The 16,501-nt window shown below is 57.3% G+C and carries 15 protein-coding genes; 9 read left to right on the forward strand and 6 right to left on the reverse strand.

Annotation, left to right across the window (positions count from 1 at the left end; all coding sequences use genetic code 11):
- The first annotated feature begins 52 nt into the window (after positions 1-52).
- Together ghrB and NIM72_RS12390 are read left to right on the forward strand one after the other, a co-directional pair.
- Positions 53-1,027: a glyoxylate/hydroxypyruvate reductase GhrB gene (ghrB, locus tag NIM72_RS12385; RefSeq protein WP_253420588.1), complete on the forward strand. Its 975-nt coding sequence runs from the start codon at positions 53-55 to the stop codon at positions 1,025-1,027.
- 80 nt (positions 1,028-1,107) lie between these two features.
- Positions 1,108-2,358, forward strand: a complete 1,251-nt coding sequence (locus NIM72_RS12390) for a valine--pyruvate transaminase (RefSeq protein WP_161733250.1) — start codon at positions 1,108-1,110, stop codon at positions 2,356-2,358.
- Here NIM72_RS12390 and NIM72_RS12395 read toward each other — a convergent pair.
- On the reverse strand, positions 2,355-3,815 hold the full coding sequence (locus NIM72_RS12395; RefSeq protein WP_253420591.1) for a PLP-dependent aminotransferase family protein: 1,461 nt from the start codon (positions 3,813-3,815) through the stop codon (positions 2,355-2,357). The genes NIM72_RS12390 and NIM72_RS12395 overlap by 4 nt on opposite strands.
- A gap of 168 nt (positions 3,816-3,983) precedes the next feature.
- Here NIM72_RS12395 and NIM72_RS12400 point away from each other — a divergent pair, with 168 nt between their 5' ends.
- The 6 genes from NIM72_RS12400 to NIM72_RS12425 are packed head-to-tail and all read left to right on the forward strand — an operon-like array spanning position 3,984 to position 9,718.
- Positions 3,984-5,450, forward strand: a complete 1,467-nt coding sequence (locus NIM72_RS12400) for a hypothetical protein (protein ID WP_253420594.1) — start codon at positions 3,984-3,986, stop codon at positions 5,448-5,450.
- A 17-nt stretch (positions 5,451-5,467) separates the two neighbouring features.
- Positions 5,468-6,742: an acetyl-CoA carboxylase biotin carboxylase subunit family protein gene (locus NIM72_RS12405; RefSeq protein ID WP_161733244.1), complete on the forward strand. Its 1,275-nt coding sequence runs from the start codon at positions 5,468-5,470 to the stop codon at positions 6,740-6,742.
- Complete coding sequence (locus tag NIM72_RS12410; protein WP_161733242.1) at positions 6,730-7,437, forward strand: class II glutamine amidotransferase; 708 nt, start codon at positions 6,730-6,732, stop codon at positions 7,435-7,437. Before NIM72_RS12405 ends, NIM72_RS12410 begins: the two co-directional genes overlap by 13 nt.
- Before the next feature lie 5 nt (positions 7,438-7,442).
- Positions 7,443-8,243: a hypothetical protein gene (locus tag NIM72_RS12415; RefSeq protein WP_253420597.1), complete on the forward strand. Its 801-nt coding sequence runs from the start codon at positions 7,443-7,445 to the stop codon at positions 8,241-8,243.
- A gap of 41 nt (positions 8,244-8,284) precedes the next feature.
- Positions 8,285-8,785 carry a YbaK/EbsC family protein gene (locus tag NIM72_RS12420; protein WP_253420600.1) on the forward strand — a complete coding sequence of 167 codons (501 nt, stop codon included), beginning with the start codon at positions 8,285-8,287 and terminating at the stop codon, positions 8,783-8,785.
- A 21-nt stretch (positions 8,786-8,806) separates the two neighbouring features.
- Positions 8,807-9,718, forward strand: coding sequence for an EamA family transporter (locus tag NIM72_RS12425; RefSeq protein ID WP_161733236.1), 912 nt, complete (start codon positions 8,807-8,809; stop codon positions 9,716-9,718).
- Positions 9,719-10,063: 345 nt separating this feature from the next.
- Here NIM72_RS12425 and ibpA read toward each other — a convergent pair whose 3' ends face one another.
- Positions 10,064-10,480: a small heat shock chaperone IbpA gene (gene ibpA / locus NIM72_RS12430; RefSeq protein ID WP_010258920.1), complete on the reverse strand. Its 417-nt coding sequence runs from the start codon at positions 10,478-10,480 to the stop codon at positions 10,064-10,066.
- A gap of 290 nt (positions 10,481-10,770) precedes the next feature.
- Between ibpA and NIM72_RS12435 the strand changes: the two genes are divergently transcribed.
- The gene (locus NIM72_RS12435) at positions 10,771-11,145 is read left to right on the forward strand and encodes a YceK/YidQ family lipoprotein (protein ID WP_285088450.1); all 375 of its coding nucleotides are present in this window, start codon (positions 10,771-10,773) and stop codon (positions 11,143-11,145) included.
- Here NIM72_RS12435 and NIM72_RS12440 read toward each other — a convergent pair.
- From NIM72_RS12440 to gyrB, 4 genes are all read right to left on the reverse strand, one after another.
- The gene (locus NIM72_RS12440) at positions 11,114-12,379 is read right to left on the reverse strand and encodes a DUF3748 domain-containing protein (protein WP_161733232.1); all 1,266 of its coding nucleotides are present in this window, start codon (positions 12,377-12,379) and stop codon (positions 11,114-11,116) included. The genes NIM72_RS12435 and NIM72_RS12440 overlap by 32 nt on opposite strands.
- A gap of 116 nt (positions 12,380-12,495) precedes the next feature.
- The gene (yidA, locus tag NIM72_RS12445; protein ID WP_253420606.1) at positions 12,496-13,305 is read right to left on the reverse strand and encodes a sugar-phosphatase; all 810 of its coding nucleotides are present in this window, start codon (positions 13,303-13,305) and stop codon (positions 12,496-12,498) included.
- Positions 13,306-13,404: 99 nt separating this feature from the next.
- Entirely contained in the window at positions 13,405-13,884 is a 480-nt protein-coding gene (locus NIM72_RS12450; protein ID WP_161733228.1) for a YhcH/YjgK/YiaL family protein, read from the reverse strand.
- Between the two features lie 191 nt (positions 13,885-14,075).
- On the reverse strand, positions 14,076-16,484 hold the full coding sequence (gene gyrB / locus NIM72_RS12455) for a DNA topoisomerase (ATP-hydrolyzing) subunit B (RefSeq protein ID WP_161733226.1): 2,409 nt from the start codon (positions 16,482-16,484) through the stop codon (positions 14,076-14,078).
- Positions 16,485-16,501: the final 17 nt, after the last annotated feature.

The following is a 16,501-nucleotide window of genomic DNA, read 5'->3' on the forward strand; positions in this document are numbered from 1 at the left end:
TTCTTAGGGCGGCCTGCAAGCCGCCCGCAACTTATTGACCGGGAGCCACCGAATGAAACCCGCTGTAATTCTTTATAAAAAACTACCTGACGATCTCTATGCACGCCTGGCTGAACAGTGTGACGTGACGGAAATCAGCGATCTCTCGCCGGAAAGCCAGCAGCAGCATGCTGCGGTGTTTCAGCAGGCAGAAGGGCTGCTGGGATCGGGGGGTAAGGTGAATGGCGAGCTGCTGGCGAAAATGCCCAATCTGCGCGTCTGCTCCAGTGTTTCTGTGGGCTATGACAATTTCGATGTTGATGCACTGAATCAGCGTCACGTGGTGCTGATGCACACGCCAACCGTGCTGACCGAAACCGTGGCGGACACCATGATGGCGCTGGTGCTGAGCACGGCGCGCCGGGTGCCGGAACTGGATACCTGGGTTAAAGCGGGCAACTGGCAGAAGAGCATCGGACCGGCGCAGTTCGGCATCGACGTGCACCATAAAACGCTGGGTATTCTCGGCATGGGACGTATCGGGATGGCGCTGGCGCAGCGCGCGCACTTTGGCTTCGGCATGAAAATCCTCTACAACGCCCGCCGCGAACATGAAGAGGCGCAGTCGCGCTTTGGCGCGCAGCGCTGTGAACTGGAAGCATTGCTGAAGCAGAGTGATTTCGTCTGCATCAGCCTGCCGCTGACCGAAGAGACGCATCATCTGATCGGCGCCGCCGAACTGGAACTGATGAAGCCGGATGCGGTGCTGATCAACGCCGGTCGCGGGCCGGTGGTGGATGAGCAGGCGCTCATCGCCGCATTGCAGGCGGGCAGGCTGTACGCTGCCGGGCTGGATGTGTTTGAGCAGGAACCGGTCTCAGCCGACTCTCCGCTGCTGTCGCTGCCCAACGTGGTGACGCTGCCGCACATCGGTTCCGCCACGCACGAAACCCGTTACGGCATGATGCAGGATGCGGTAGAAAATCTCATTGCCGCACTCGGCGGCAGCGTTGAGAAAAACTGCGTGAACCCGCAGGCGCTGAAGTAATCCCACGCCTTTCCATTGCGCCCGCCATCGGCGGGCGTTATGGTGAACCCCCGATTCGCTATCACAAATATTTAACCGTTATGTCCTTTTCTCAGTTCGGCGACAAATTTACCCAACATTCCGGCATCTCACGTCTGATGGAAGATATGGGCGCGGGCCTGCGCACGCCTGGCACCATCATGCTGGGTGGCGGCAATCCGGCGCAAATTCCGGCCATGAACGACTATTTTCAGCAACTGCTGCAGCAGATGCATGAGGAGGGCAAACTCAGCGAGGCGCTGTGCAATTATGACGGTCCGCGTGGCAAAGCGACGCTGCTGGCGTCACTGGCGGGACTGCTGAGTGAACAGCTCGGCTGGCCGATTACCGCAGAGAACATCGCGCTGACTAACGGCAGCCAGAGCGCCTTCTTCTATCTGTTTAATCTGTACGCTGGTCGCCGGGCCGATGGCAGCAAAAAGCGGGTACTGTTCCCACTGGCGCCTGAGTATCTTGGCTATGCGGATGCCGGTCTGGAAGAGGATCTGTTTGTCTCGGCGAAGCCGAACATTGAGCTGCTGCCGGAAGGTCAGTTTAAATATCATGTCGATTTCGAGCATCTGCCGATGAACGATGATGTCGGGTTAATCTGCGTCTCGCGCCCGACCAACCCCACCGGCAATGTGATCACTGATGATGAGCTGATGCAGCTCGATGCGCTGGCACAGCAGCATGACGTTCCGCTGTTGATCGACAACGCCTATGGCGTGCCGTTTCCCGGCATCATCTTCAGTGAGGTGCGCCCGCTGTGGAATCCCAACATCATTCTCTGCATGAGCCTGTCGAAGCTCGGCCTGCCGGGTGCACGTTGCGGCATTATTATCGCGGATGAGAAGACCATTACTGCGCTGAGCAACATGAACGGCATCATCAGCCTGGCGCCAGGCAGCATCGGTCCGGCCATCGCCAATGAGATGATCCGTCGCGGCGATCTGTTGCGGCTCTCCGAAGAGGTGATTAAGCCGTTCTATCAGCAGAAGGTGCAGCAGACCATCGCGATCCTGCGGCGCTATCTGCCGGAAGAGCGCTGCCTGATCCACAAGCCGGAAGGGGCGATTTTCCTCTGGCTCTGGTTCCGCGATCTGCCAATCACCACTGAATTGCTTTATCAGCGGCTTAAAGCGCGTGGCGTACTGATGGTGCCGGGCCACTTCTTCTTCCCGGGACTGGAACAGGCATGGCCGCATACCCATCAATGTATGCGGATGAACTACGTGCCGGATGCAGAGAACATCGAGCGGGCAGTGCAGATTCTGGCGGAAGAGGTTGAGATCGCCTGGCGCGACAGTTAATCCTGCTCTTCCTGTGAATCGGTTAACGACAGCTGGCACCACTGTGCCAGCTGCTGAATCGCCTGTTCCACCTCCGCATTCCAGCCGAAACCGGCATTCAGCCGGAAACAGTGATCGTAACGCTGATCGGTGGCAAAAATGTGGCCCGGCGCAATCCCGATGCCCGCATTGCGCGCTTTCAGAAACAGCTCGCGCACGTTCAGCGCCGCTCGTGGCATTTCCACCCACAGCACATAGCCTCCTTCCGGATCGGACACCCGCGTGCCTGCCGGAAATTCCCGTAGCACCGACTGACGCATTTCGCGGATTTGCCGCGCCAGTTCGCGCCGCAGCTTGCGCAGGTGAGCATCGTAGCCGCCGTTACGTAGCAGCTCCGCTACTGCCGCCTGTGACAGCACTGAGGTGCCCATCGTAGAGGTATATTTCAGTGAGGCGATTTTGCGCATGTAATTGACGCTGTGAACCCAGCCAATGCGAATGCCCGGAGCCACGGTTTTAGAGAAGCCGCTGCAGAGAATGGCGTTGGGGCTGAAGGCGCGCATCGGGAAGGGACGACGCTCACCAAAGGCGGTATCGCCAAAAATATCATCCTCGATGATCACCACATCGTTTTCATCCGCCTGCCGCGCAATATAGGCTTTATGCTCGTTGGGAATGCTCTTGCCCAGCGGATTATTGACGTTGCACAGGGTGAGAAAGACCCGCACCGCCTTGCGCTTAAACAGGCCGGTCAGCTTCGCCACATTCACATACCCTTCTGGCCCGGCTTCCACTTCAATCACCCGTAAATTGAGGTTATGCAGCATCTGCAGCAGCACGAAATAGCAGGGTGACTCTACTGCGACCACATTCCCCGGCTGGGTGGTGGCGCGCAGCGACAGCGAGATTGCCTCGATGCAGCCGTTGGTGATCAGGATATCGTCGGCGCTGATATTGCAGCCGTAATCGACCGCGCGGCGGGCAATCTCCGTTTTCAGCGGCGCATAGCCGGTGCCCTTGACCGTATTGCCGAGCAGGGCTGGTTTGCTGTAACCCATCTGGCGCATCAGCAGGCCGATGCGTTTGACCGGATAGAGCGCGCTGTCACCGTTAGCCAGATCGAGGCGCACCCGGCAGTCTGAGCCGAGCATCGCCAGATGCAGTTCTGTCTGCTCATCCAGCGGCGCGATGGCGCGCGGCTGTTCGCTGACAGCGGGCAACTGACGCGAAGCGGGGCGTTGCGAGGCAACAAAAAAGCCCGATTTAGGGCGGGCGACGGCGTAACGCTCATCTTCCAGCGTGCGCAGTGTTTTCAGGGCGGTGGTGAGGCTGACATTGTACTGCGTCGCCAGCGTCCGCACCGACGGCAGACGGCTGTCGGGAGCCAGCGAACCGGCGTGAATGGCCTGCTTGATCTGTTCTGCTATCTGGCGGTAACGACTGCTCTGACTCTCCTGTTCCCCGACAACATCGGCCATCTGTTCCACCCCATATCGCGCTGATCTGTGCATATTCAACAGAGTACATTCAAAGTACTTTAGGCTGCATCTCTTAATTATTCATGATGCTGAACGGCACGGCGACCCCGCCAGCCACCGGGCTTCAGGCCATAAAGCGATTCTGTTCACCTGAGGGAAATGCGAGAAATGAATAATCTGCCCACCATGATGAAGGAGATTGAAGCCTATCTGTCGCCCGCGATCATGGAGTCGGCTCAGCGCTGCTCCGCCCGCCTGCTTGCGGTGTTACCGGATAAGCTGCAACTGGAGAACAACCGTGTGCTGCTCGCCTATGGCGGCGGAAAAGACAGCAGCTACATGGTGGCTTACGTGCGATACATTCAGGGCCTGATCTGGCAGCAGCAGGGCAGCACGTTCTCTCTTCGGGTCAGTACCAACCGCCACGCGGCGATGAATCAGAGCGTGATGGAGAATATCCACCGCGTTTATCAGGCGCTGGCGATGCACGACGATGAACGGGCGGAATGTCTGGTGGTGGATGGCATGCTGATCCGGCCGTTTGCCCGCGACCTGCCGATGCCGGAGAGCGTGCGGCAGCAGAACCGCCATGATGTGCTGATGAATGGACACCGCTTTCGCGCTGATGGGCGCTCGACCTTCTGCAACGCCTGTAATCTCAGCATGGTGAACTCCTTTGGCCTGGCGGCTGACTACAATGGCGGCGTGGATCTGATTATCACCGGCGACTCGCCGCAGGAGCAGGCTGCCTACGTTGCCTGGGCGCGGCACCTTTCACGGCTGTTTGATGCGCACGTCGCCAATAAAAGTCGCGGCTTCAGTGGCTTTCTCCAGACGCTGGACGGCGTGGCTGAGCGCTACTTCTCTGACGTTTACGGTGCCGATCAACTGACACCCGCACACCGCATTACCCACCAGCTGGCGCGCGATCCGCTATTTTTCAACATCTATCAGGACACCGCCTATGAAGCGGGCGCGCACTGGGCGCTGCTCAGCGAATTTATGCGTTTCCGTTTTGATGAACTGATGTTCAGCTTTTCTGAGTCCGACTGCGGTAATCCGACGCTGATGGCTCACCTGCGCGGACTGCGGGCGGAAACGCTGTTGCAGCGTAACTATGCCGAAGGGATCCGTGAATATGTGCGCTTTGCGCTGGGGCTGATGGTGAAGAAAGATTTTCCGCCACAGCTGATTGATGAGATGGCGGCACGTTATCAGGATGACGACGCCATCCACCAGCAGCGGCAGCGTGCGGCGGACTTCGCCCTGCAGGCGTTTGATCTTAGTGAAGATCAGCTGATCTGCATGATCTGCTCACCCTTCCTGGCGCAGGGAGAGCAGCTCGGACAGTGGCTGTCGCAGCAGCAGATTGCGCTGGATGAAACAGCCATTCGCGACCTGCTTGAGCAGCGCAGTGAGGATCTCGCGCTGGCACAGCAGTTAACGCAGCTCTCCGGCCTGACGTTGAAGCAGATGCGGCACTGCTGGCAGAGTAAGCCGGTCAGTTCGCTGCTTGAGGGCAAAAGCCGCGATCCGCTGTCGCGCGTACTGCGTTTCGATCCCCATAAAGCGGTGATTCAGGTCAATAACGGTGTACTGAATGACATCGTGACAGAAATCATTTCCGGGCGTTAACCCGGTAAGGCGAGGCGATGAAAAAGATTTTTCTGCAAATTGGTGCCACCCGCGATGGCCAGAACCCCTACTGTGAGGTGGCAAAACGCGATGGCTATTTCACCGTACTGGCGGAAATGGGCGATTTTGTCGATTACCAGTCGTTAAGCCTGGCGCTGCCGTTTGATCTGATCATCCGCCTTGACCGTCCTGAGAATCCGTGGGAGGTCATGCAGGCTTATCTGCACGCCGGTTTGCTGGCGCATCCGCTGGTGGTGCTGGCGGGCTTTGAAGCCTACAACGCCAGCGCCGGACGGCTGCGCGAGATGCTGGCCGGACCTGACGCACCCGCTGCCTTTATTCCGCTGGATAAATATGCGCAGCGCATGGCGCTGAAAAAAGCCTGGCCGCGCTTCCCGCAGCCGGAGTTCCGCTTTTTTGCCTCGCCGCTCAGCATTCTGGATGCGGCACAGGCGCTGATCTATCCCTGCGTCGTGAAGCCGGTGGATGGCGGCGGCGGGCTGGGTATCTGGCTGATTGAGCGCGCCGATCAGCTGTACAGCGTGGTAACACAGCTGATACAGACCATGAACTATGGCGGGCGCGGCTTCAGCGGCTTCATTGTGGAAAGTGCGCTGATCGGCGAGGAGTTTTCATTGCAGGGCGTGGTGCATCAGGGGCATCCCCTGGCGCTGACCTGCTGCCAGAAGGTGATAGAGCAGCACCGCGATAGCGAAGGTTGCGTCAGCTTTTATGAGTCGGGGCATGTGGCGGTGGCGGCAGCGGCCTTGCCAGCCTCGTTCAGCAGCCTGATGACCTTCTGCTGCGAAACCTTTGGCTATCGTCAGGGCGCGTTTCACATCGATTTCATTGTGGTGAATGGCGTGCCGCATTTCCTGGAGATGGGATTCCGGCTCTCCGGCATGGGCGTGGCGACGCTGGTGCAGGCGACGACAGGCATCAACTGGGCGGAGGTCACCTTCCGGCTGGAAGCGGGCGGCGCACTGCCTGCCTTTACCTTCACCACACCCGGTGCGGTCGGCCAGCTGCGGTTACGGCAACCGGCGCAGTTGCAGGCGGCTGAACGCTGGATCGATCAGCATCAGCAGGGTGCGCTGTTGCCACCACTCAGATTGCCAGCATTACAGGTTTCACCCCGATCCTCGCTCTATGCCGATCTGACCCGCCACGCAGGCATTCTGGCAACGTTCAGCCTGACGGCCTCTGCGCGCGAACCCATTATGACTACGTTTCAGCAGGTGATTGCCGCGCAATCCGTCATCGCAGGGAGAGACAAAGTATGTGCAGGATGATTCTGGCGCATGGCCAGTTCGACAGCGCACAGATTTTAGAGGCAGCGCGTGCCATGAGCTGCGGTGAAGGCGCCGAACACGATGGCCCGATCAAATCACATCCCAACGGCTGGGGCTGTCTGTGGCTGGAAGAGGGCGAGATTCGAACCCTGCACGGTACCGGCCCGTTCGCCGATGCTCTGCCAGGTATTGATGTGGATCGCCTGCGCAGCCGCTTTCTGGCGGTGCATGTGCGTCACGCCACGCTGAATAAAAATCAGGGGATCGAATTTTCGCATCCGCTGTGGCGTCACAGCGCCGGACATCAGTGGTACATGATGCATAACGGCTTTCTGCCAACAATTTACCGCCAGCTTGGCCTGGCGGAGTCACGTTTCGATTCCGAAGAATATCTGCGCTACCTGGTGGATCAGACTACGCCCGCCGATTTTACCCGCGACTATCTGCGCGCAAAGATGGCTCAGGTTGAGCCAGGCGGCAGCGCAGGCAATGCCATCTTCGTCACCCGCGACAAAGCCTGGGCGTGGCAGTGGTACCCGCACGACACCCCTTTCCCTGACTATTTTACGATGCATTTTCGGCAACAGGACGGTTGCACGCTGATCGCCTCTGAACCCGTGGCAATACCAGGCAGCGCCGGTAACTGGCGGCGAATGAACAATCATGAACTCTATGAAATATCGTTTAGGGAGTGATAAACATGGCTATTTTCAATCAGTTCCGCGTGATTAATCCCAACATGTTTGTGGAATCGACCTGGCTGGATGACATTGTTACCGCACGGGTACCGCTGCTGGTGCTGCGCAATTTCCTGACGCCAGAGGTGCGGGAAACGGTAGTGGCTGACCTGCAACACTGCCGGGAAAAGATCCGTGTCTCTCACTATCCGAATGGCGCACTGACCACGCTGGGCCCTTATCTGGCGCGCCATACGGCGTATCCCGATAACTATTTTACCGAGCTGCGTGATATCCAGCCGGCGTTGCCGCCCACGCTTAACCAGCTGCGCGAACAGATTTACGGGTGGGTGCAGCATGCGCTGCGGCTGGAAAGTCTAAACATCGCCCACGAACCGGGTTGTGGTGACTACGCCGGTTCTATCGTGCGCTTTCACGCCGATGGCGTCGCGAATCCGCTGCATAACGACAATATCGTGCGCGACGCCGCAAAGACCTCGCTGGTGGTGACGCAAATCCTGCATCAGCTCAGCTGCGTGGTCTGCCTGCAGGAGTGCAACGCGGGTGGCGCGCTGCGTATCTACAACAAAAAGTGGACACCGGAGGATGAGCAGTTCAAAACCGCCGGTGAGCTGGGCTACCGCAGTGGCGTGATTGAAAACAGCGAGATCTGTGAATTTTCACCACGCAGTGGTGATATCTATCTGTTTAATCCCGCTTTTTATCATGAGATCGACCGGGTTGAAGGTGATACCCGCATCACCATGGGGTTCTTTTTCGGGCTGACCGATAAAAAGATGAAACACGCTATCGCCTGGAGCTAAGCCGGGTTATGCCAGAAGTTGTGCCAGAAGAGGAGAAGGGAATGACAACGTTTGAAAAAATTACTGCGCTGCTGGATCAGCATCAGGCCAGCTACCGTGTGGTGGAGCATGAGGCGGTAGGGCAGACCGATCAGATCAGCCAGATCCGCGGCAACGCGCTGGGTCAGGCGGCCAAAGCGATGGTGCTGGAGGTGAGCATGCCGGACGGTGCGCCCTCGCGACAGCTGCTGGCGATTGTGCCGGGCGACTGCCGCATCAATTTCAAAAGCGCGGCGCGCGCCATCGGCGGCAAAAAATCCTCGTTCGCCGCGCCTGACCTGGCGCAGGCACTGACCGACTGTGTGATGGGTGCAGTGCCGCCGTTTAGTTTTGATGACCGGCTGGCGCTGCGGGTTGATACCCGGCTGCAACAGGTCGGCACATTATGGTTTAACGCGGGTGAGCTGGATAAATCGATCGCGCTGGCTGCAGACGATTATTTTCGCATCGTGGGTGAAGACTGTTGTGCTGATATCGCTTCCCCGATTGCGATCACCGCCTGACGGCGGCTCAAGGAGTTTCAGATGTCGGTAAAAGATATGCTGTTAGCGCTGTGCGTAGTGGTGGCGTGGGGCGTGAATTTTGTGGTGATTAAGCTCGGGTTGCAGGGCATGCCGCCTTTTTTGCTGGCCGGACTGCGTTTCGCCCTGGTCGCCTTTCCCGCTATTTTCTTTGTGCGTCGCCCGCCGATCCCGCTACGCTGGCTGGTGGTTTACGGTATGACCATCAGTTTTGGTCAGTTTGCGTTTCTGTTTCTGGCGATCAAGCTCGGCATGCCGGCCGGTCTGGCGTCGCTGGTGCTGCAGGCGCAGGCGTTCTTTACCCTGTTGCTGGGTGCGCTGCTGCTGGCGGAGAAGCTGCGCTGGAATCATATCGTCGGGATTATCATCGCCACGCTGGGGATGTTTTTGCTGGCGACGGCGGGGATGGAAGGGCAGACCAGCGCCGGGATTACGCTGACCACCATGATGCTGACGCTGTCGGCGGCGCTGTCATGGGGGCTGGGGAATATCACCAATAAGATTATTATGCGGAACCGCAGTGTGCCGATTATGTCGCTGGTCGTCTGGAGTGCGCTGGTGCCGGTCATTCCGTTCTTTGCCTGTTCGCTGCTGTTTGAGGGGCAGGCCGCCATCGTTAATAGCCTGCTGCACATCGGCCTGCAGACCATGCTGGCGCTGTTCTACCTGGCGTTTGTCGCCACCATTGTCGGTTACGCTATCTGGGGGAATTTACTGAGTCGCTATGAAACCTGGCGCGTCGCGCCGCTGTCGCTGCTGGTACCGGTGGTGGGGATTATTACCGCCGCGCTGGTGCTGGATGAGCACCTCTCTGGTCAGCAGATGCTGGGTGCGGTGGTGATTATTCTGGGACTGCTGGTGAATGTGTTTGGGGGCGTACTGGGTCAGCGTCTGGCGATGCGAACGCAGCCGTAAGTTAAAAATCTTCGCTGACGCGGCCTTTGTAAGCGTTATAGCTCAGGGCGCAAAACAGCGCTGGTGCTGCTCTTTTTTTCAGGCAGCTCATAAATTCCAGGCGATGGGAGCATACGCCTGTAGCAAAGCATCGCGGGCCAGGGACAAAAACGCCGGGAGCGTTTTTGAACAACGCAAAGCGTTGGCCCGTTTACGGGCGCACCTTAGGGATGAGGTGCGTAATCGACCGCGCTGAGCCGCCATGGATGGCGCTTTTGCGTCTTTGCGAAAGGCGTATGCTCTCTGAGCCTGTGCACCCACTGACATCAAAAACGAAAAACGCCGCTAATGCGGCGTTTTTCATGGTTACTTCAGAATCTCAATACGGCGTGGTTTCGCCTCTTCCGGCACCAGTCGTTCAAGATCGATGCTCAGCAGACCATTTTCGAGACGGGCATCGCGCACCACAATGTGGTCGGCGAGCTGGAATTTACGCTCAAAGTTACGCTCGGCGATACCCTGATAGAGGTATTTACGCTCGGTCTGCTCTTCAGGATGGGCACCCCGCACGATCAGCACGTTATCGTGCGCCGTGATATCCAGTTCGCTCTGAGCAAAACCGGCCACCGCAATGGTTATGCGATAGTGATTTTCATCGACCAGTTCAACGTTATAAGGAGGATAGCCGCCATTGCTCTGATTCTGATTAGATTCGAGCAGGTTAAACAGGCGATCAAAACCGATAGCAGAGCGATAAAGTGGGGTGAGATCAAAATTACGCATATTAAGACTCCTGAAATTCAGCAAGTTTTGGCAACCTTCCACTACTGGACAGGCTGGATACGGCACCCCACTGTCCCTTGCGGCGACGGTGAGTGCGTCCGTAAACTAAAAATGGGTGTCACAAAACGATTTTCAAGAGGGCGATATGCAATTTTTTTCGCCAAATTGCGGAAATGACATACACTCAGAACTACTTTTGCCAGACGCAGACGGACTTCGCCCCAGAGTGTTGACGTTGTCTGGCAAGCCAACTCAGCCAGGTTTATGCCATGGCTGAAGGGATGAAGATAATGAAATTGATGAAGACCTTACCTCTGGCTGGAATGGTGTGCTGCGCTATGGCAACAACAGGCTGTTCCAGTGTGATGTCTCATACCGGTGCGAGTCAGGGCTATTATCCCGGTACCCGTGCCAGCGCCGACATGCTGACTGATGGTGATACCAGCTGGGCGCTGAAGCCACTCGCGTTAATCGATCTTCCTTTCTCTGCCGTGCTGGATACGCTGCTGCTGCCGTGGGACTACTACCGTAGCGATAAAGACAAATCTCTCGACTCCCCACGTGAACGCATCCTGCAGAGCGAAAGGCTGGCGCATACTAACGAAAGCCTGGCGCAGGCACAGCCTATGCCACCTATGCGGTCACAGCCGCAACCGCAACTGTAAAGAGCTGCCGCCAGCCATTCACCTCACGCATAAAAGCAATCTGTGACCCGTCAGGTGACCAGACCACCGCGTCACCTGATGGCGCGTCTTCTGTTCTGTGCGTCAGACGCTGACATGCGCCGCTCTCAACGTCACATCGCATCACACTGTTATCGCAGATAAAGGCGATTGACTGGCCGTCAGGATGCCAGCTAAAGGCGGACTGAATGCTATGGCTGAGTCGGGTGAGCTGACGTGGCTCGCCGCCGTTGGGAGAGACCGACCAGAGCTGGATCACCGCGTCCGCATCCGCCATCAGAAACGCAATCTGGCTGCCATCGGGCGCACTACGCAGCCAGTGGCGCGGTTGCAGCGCCACGCCACGACTGTGCGTCAGGCGACGCTGCTGCACGCCAGCCGGTGGCGCCGGTAACTGTGTGCTGGTGCCCTCCAGCGGCCTCTCTCCGGCGCGAGCGTAATCTTCCAGTTCGTCAGGCAGATCAACAATGAAGACTTCAGGACACTTCTCGCCCTGCGCCGTCAGCGTGTCGCCAATAAAAGCGATGGCCCAGCGCTGCCAGCGGCCGTCCGGTTTCTGATAGCCACGCTCACCGACCCAGCACTCCTCATAAGCACGATTGATCTGGTCACTGCCCGGCTCGGGTTCCGCATGCGTCTGGCTCACCAGCAGGCAGAAAAAGGTACCGTCATATTCACGCGGATGCTGCTTTTCAGGCTTCACAGCACGCAGCGGCACCGCGATACCGACATTGCGCAGATCGAGACGGCTGTCCCGCTCGTGCATCACGTGGTCATTATAGGTAAAACTGAGGCGTGAACCGTCGGGGCTGAAGACATGCACATGCGAGCCGCCGCGCAGCGCGCCAGGGGTAAAGGGCGGCGTGATATCGCAGGCATCCAGATTCACCGCCGCGCCGTTCTCAACAATCACACCGCGCCGGTGGTGGAAGTCATACTGCCAGCTGGCATCGGGATGTTCCGGGCCATGAATGCAGACGTAGCGCGGGGGCAGATCGGGACTGACCGTCACGACCCCGACATGCGCTCCGTCCCGGGCCTGATAGAGCACCTCAACGTCACCGGTCAGCACATTGACCCGCTCAATGGTCTGGCTGGTAAAGGACGCGCCCGAGGGCCGGACGTCAAACGCCAGCCACTGGCTGTCGGCCGTCCAGACATTGATATTGGTGAGCTGGTGCTGACGGTCAGCAAAGGTGATCTGTTTTTCTGACATGATGAAACCCAGGGAGAAAGCGTTGCCCGACAAAGTACGCGATTCCGTTTTGCGGTACCGCTTTTTTGCCGGATTAAGGGTGCCGGGCCGCAGCGGCCCGGCAGAGAACAGCGGTGTTACAGCACTAACTCTTCAATGGCATGGGCGACGCCATCTTCCATATTGGTTTTAGTAATGAACTGCGCGATTTTTTTAACAGAATCAATGGCATTACCCATGGCGACACCCGTACCAGCGTATTCAATCATCGCCAGGTCATTCTCCTGGTCGCCAATCGCCATCACTTCTTCCTGCTTCAGGCCGAGCTTCTCCGCCAGCATTCTGACGCCCTGACCTTTGTTCACCCGACGATCGAGGATTTCGAGGTAATAAGGCGCACTCTTCAGGATGGTGTAAGTCTGATGGGCCTGTTCCGGCAGGCGGGCAATTGCCGCGTCGAGCAGTGCAGGCCGGTCGATCATCATCAGTTTCGGGAAGCGCATGGCACGATCCATCTCCTCCACAGCGCGATAGCGCACCGGAATGCCGGTCAGGCTCGCTTCATGGATGGTGTATTCGCTGATGTCTTTGTTCGGCGTGTAGAGATGAGATTTGTCGAATGCCTGGAAATGGACGCCAAGCTCACGCGCCAGGTTCTCAATGTAGAGGTAGTCGTCAAAGGTCAGCGTCACTTCCGCCACGCACTCACCATCTTCGGCCTGATGAACCAGCGCACCGTTGTTGCTAATCGCGTACTGGCCGGGTGCCTGCATATCCAGTTCCATCAGATAGCGCTGGATACCCACAAACGGTCGGCCGGTGGTCAGCACAATCGACACGCCCTGCTGACGGGCGCGATCCAGGGCGGATTTCACCCCCGGTGTGATCTCATGTTGCGGATTGAGCAGGGTGCCATCCATGTCGATAGCGATCAATTTAATAGCCATAGAGTCCTCGTAGCGTCGGGGTTTTATTCAATGCTAGCGCGATTCAGCGCACATTGACCAGTTTCATGGCAGACGGGAGTGGCTGGCTGATCGCCAGCTTCAGGCGGTAAAGAGATCACGGTGGATTTTAATCACGGCTTTTCGGATTGTTGCGGGCTCCCCAGGCGCGCAGCAGGGGCGATGAATATCGTGCGGGAAAAAGAGCGCGAACATGCCGGGCAGCAGCGTAATCACCGACTCATTCAAAATCGTCTGATAAAACACGACGTCGCGCTGCCCGGCAAAATCTTCGGTAATTTTCTGGTCGGCATGGGCGCGTGCCACGCCGATATTCTCGGTGCCTGCCAGCAGATACTGAATATCGATGTAGTTAAAGTGGGACTCTGCACGACGCGCGCTGGCGGGTTCGGTCATCATCTCCTGCACCAGACAGAACATTTTGTTGTCAGGCAGGATCTCATATTTGCCGGTGTCCAGCTGGCTGAAATCGGTTCCCGCAATCCAGCTTATCGCCTGATCGATGACCGGATGAAAGGCGTGACGTTCTCTGTCCCAGTCGTGACGATCGCAAACAATCATGGTGTAACTCCCTGTAAAAATGAGTGCGCCGGAATAGCGCAAAGAGAGGCAAGAGTAAGGGAGCTGACCGGGTTAAAACGTGATCGGGGTCGCAGCATGCAGGCAGGAAGGCACCGCCTGGCGGGTTTTCCGCTCGGACGGCACAAAAAAAGGCCATCACCTGGGTGATGGCCTTTCATCTCTGATGCCGATTAAATATCGATATTGGCGGCTTTCAGCGCATTTTCTTCAATGAAGGCGCGGCGCGGTTCAACCGCATCGCCCATCAGGGTAGTGAACAACTGATCAGCGCCAATCGCATCTTTAATGGTGACGCGCAGCATACGACGGCTGTCTGGATCCATGGTGGTTTCCCACAGCTGATCCGGGTTCATCTCGCCCAGACCTTTATAGCGCTGGACCGAGAGTCCGCGACGCGACTCTTTAATCAGCCACTCAATCGCCTGTTCGAAGCTTGCCACTGGCTGACGACGCTCGCCACGCTCGATGTAAGCATCCTCTTCCAGCAGACCACGCAGTTTGCCGCCCAGGGCGCAGATTTTGCGGTACTCAGGACCCTGAATGAAATCAGCATCCAGCGGATAGTCAGTATCCACACCGTGGGTACGGACACGCAGTACCGGCTCGAACAGGTTTGATTCGCGGTTTTCACGCACCTGTGCCAGATAGGTGCTGCCATGCGCTTCGCGTTCAGTCAGATAGCTTACCAGGCCGTTCAGCCAGGTTGTAACCTCCGCTTCATTGCTCAGGTCGCTCAGCGTGTCGTGATAAATCATCGCACGCAGCATGGCCATCGGATAACGGCGCTCCATACGCTTGATCATCTTCTGGGTGCTGTTGAAATCAGTGACCAGCGTCTCCAGCGGCTCACCGCCCAGCGCCGGGGCGCTGGCATTGGTGTGCAGCGTCGCACCATCAAGGGCGATAGCGATCTGGTATTGATCCATCGCCTCGTCATCTTTGATGTACTGCTCCTGCTTGCCTTTCTTCACTTTGTAGAGTGGCGGCTGGGCGATATAGACGTGGCCGCGCTCAATAATTTCAGGCATCTGACGATAGAAGAAGGTCAGCAGCAGGGTACGGATGTGTGAACCATCGACGTCGGCATCGGTCATGATGATGATGCTGTGATAGCGCAGCTTGTCCGGGTTGTATTCATCGCGACCAATGCCGCAACCCAGTGCGGTGATCAGCGTGGCCACTTCCTGCGAGGCGAGCATCTTGTCGAAACGCGCTTTCTCAACGTTCAGGATTTTACCTTTCAGCGGCAGAATCGCCTGGTTTTTACGGTTACGGCCCTGTTTGGCCGAGCCGCCTGCGGAGTCACCCTCCACCAGGTAGATTTCAGAGAGCGCCGGGTCGCGCTCCTGGCAATCCGCCAGCTTGCCTGGCAGACCCGCCAGATCCAGCGCGCCTTTACGGCGGGTCATTTCACGGGCGCGGCGTGCTGCTTCACGGGCACGCGCGGCGTCGATAATTTTACCGACCACGATTTTAGCGTCTGATGGATTTTCCAGCAGGTACTCGGCCAGCAGTTCGTTCATCTGCTGCTCAACCGCCGATTTCACCTCTGACGAGACCAGCTTATCTTTGGTCTGTGAGGAGAATTTTGGATCCGGCACTTTCACCGAAACCACGGCGATCAGACCTTCACGCGCATCATCACCGGTGGCGCTGACTTTGGCTTTCTTGCTGTAACCCTCTTTATCCATGTAGGCATTCAGGGTACGCGTCATCGCTGCGCGGAAACCGGCAAGGTGCGTACCGCCATCGCGCTGCGGAATGTTGTTGGTAAAGCAGTAAATATTTTCCTGGAAGCCGTCGTTCCACTGCAGTGCTACTTCCACGCCAATGCCATCTTTCTCGGTAGAGAAATAGAACACGGTAGGGTGAATCGGGGTTTTGTTTTTGTTGAGGTACTCAACAAACGCCTTGATGCCGCCTTCGTAATGGAAGTGATCGGTTTTGCCATCACGCTTGTCTTCCAGACGAATCGACACGCCCGAGTTCAGGAACGACAGTTCGCGCAGGCGTTTTGCCAGAATGTCATACTCGAAATCGCGCACGTTGGTAAAGGTTTCATAGCTTGGCCAGAAACGCACGCGGGTACCGGTGATATCGGTATCACCAGTGACTGCCAGCGGTGCCTCAGGTACGCCATGGACGTAAATCTGCTGATGCACTTTGCCTTCGCGACGAATGGTCAGCTCCAGCTTCTGCGACAGGGCGTTAACGACAGAGACGCCCACGCCGTGCAGGCCGCCGGAGACTTTATAGGAGTTATCGTCGAACTTACCGCCCGCATGCAGCACGGTCATGATCACTTCAGCGGCGGAAACGCCTTCTTCTTCATGAATACCGGTTGGAATGCCGCGTCCATCATCCTGCACCGAAACGGAGTTATCCGCATGGATAGTGACTACGATGTCACTACAGTGACCAGCGAGCGCTTCGTCGATTGCGTTATCCACGACCTCGAATACCATGTGATGCAGACCGGTACCATCATCGGTATCGCCGATATACATGCCCGGGCGTTTGCGTACCGCATCAAGTCCTTTCAGGACTTTAATACTTGAGGAGTCATAAGAATTCGACATCAACGTTTCTCGCTCAT

The organism is Pantoea sp. B550, from assembly GCF_024158165.1.
GTDB classification, from domain to species: domain Bacteria; phylum Pseudomonadota; class Gammaproteobacteria; order Enterobacterales; family Enterobacteriaceae; genus Pantoea; species Pantoea alfalfae.